The sequence below is a fragment of the Ferruginibacter sp. genome, from assembly GCF_031430955.1.
Classification (GTDB): Bacteria; Bacteroidota; Bacteroidia; order Chitinophagales; family Chitinophagaceae; genus Ferruginibacter.
The window spans coordinates 1-1540 of record NZ_JANPCM010000465.1 but is presented as its reverse complement, the minus strand read 5'-3'; the positions used below and the strand labels follow the sequence as shown (position 1 = coordinate 1540).

General features: G+C 32.0%; 2 protein-coding genes. Both read left to right on the top strand.

The genetic code is table 11. From position 1 onward, the window contains the following. Window positions 1-409: TIGR04282 family arsenosugar biosynthesis glycosyltransferase (locus tag ACY65O_RS12815; protein WP_462221253.1), on the top strand; the 409-nt coding region annotated here is incomplete at its 5' end. A gap of 27 nt (window positions 410-436) precedes the next feature. Further along, window positions 437-1399, top strand: a complete 963-nt coding sequence (locus tag ACY65O_RS12810; RefSeq protein ID WP_462221252.1) for a 1-acyl-sn-glycerol-3-phosphate acyltransferase — start codon at window positions 437-439, stop codon at window positions 1397-1399. Window positions 1400-1540 lie beyond the last annotated feature (141 nt).

Below are 1540 nucleotides of genomic sequence, written 5' to 3'. Positions count from 1 at the left end.
TGTATGGAATGGCTATGAAAAAAGATTACAAAAAGGTAATGATTTAGGAGAAAGAATGATAAATGCCTTTGAAGAATTATTTAATCTTGGTTTTGAGAAAGTTTGCATAATAGGAAGCGATTGTTATGAATTAACCAGCCCTGTTATTGAAGAAGCTTTCGAAAATTTACAAACCTGTAAAACAGTAATTGGGCCTGCAGGTGATGGAGGATATTATTTACTGGGCATGCAACATCCCTTTAAAGATTTATTTAGTAATATAGAATGGAGTACAGAAAACGTTTTTATTGAAACCATAAATAAAATAAATACGCAAAGTTTAACCTGTCATTTGCTTACTTCCCTTAATGATATTGATGAAGAAAAAGACCTGCGTCAATCTTCAATTGCTTATTTTCTGGATAAATAATTATCTTCCCCTTTAAATAAGGAAGTATTGCTGTATTCATTTGTAAAAATAATTGCCCGCCTTGCAATAAAAATTTATTGCAGAAATATTACTATTAATAAAAAAGAAATATTACAACAGAACGGTCCTTTATTACTTGCCGTAAATCATCCCAACTCTTTTTTAGACGCTATAATTTTTTGCACCCTGTTTGACAGACCAGTTTATTCATTGGCAAGGGGCGATGCATTTAAAAAAACATTTGCTGCAAAAATTTTATACAGTTTTAAAATTTTACCCGTGTACCGTGTTAGTGAAGGCGTAGAAAATTTAGAAGAGAATTATAAAACTTTTGAAGAATGTAAAAAGATTTTTAAGCAAAACGGCATTGTATTAATTTTTAGCGAGGGCAGGTGTATTAACGAGTGGCATTTACGGCCGCTGAAAAAAGGGACAGCCCGTTTAGCCATCAGCAGCTGGCAGGATGGAATAGATCTTAAAGTATTGCCTGTTGCTATCAACTACAGTTCTTTTAAAAAATTTGGTAAAAATGTAAAAATATTTTTTGGCAATTTTATCACAGCAACAAGTATAAATTTAAGCGCTACCGATGGTAAAGCAATAAACAGCTTTAATACTATTTTAGAAGAGGAGTTAAAATCCTTTGTTTTTGAAATTAAATTACATGATAAAGAAGCACTGCAAAAAAACTTTTACATTCCGCAATCATTAATAAAAAAAATATCATTAGCACTTCCTGCTGCTGCTGGTTTTATTATTCATGCCCCTTTTTATTATGCCGTAAAATTGCTGGGCAATACCTTAATAAAAGAAGAGGGACATTTTGACAGTAAAATGGTAGGCCTGTTATTTTTTTTATACCCACTATACCTGCTAACGCTTTTTGTAATTTGCTTTGTTGTAACAGATAATTGGTGGAGTATTTTATTAATGCTGATTACCCCCTTTGCAGCATGGAGTTATGTTCAATTAAAAGAACAGCTGGATTAATTATTTTACCCTGCTAAAGCGTAAACATTTAACCACCCAGTTGGGTAAACAATTTGCAGGATCTCGTTTTTTTAAGTTAAGGTACAAACCCATTTTTTTTGCCACTGGTACTTTATGTGTTTCCACATATTCTATCAAAGT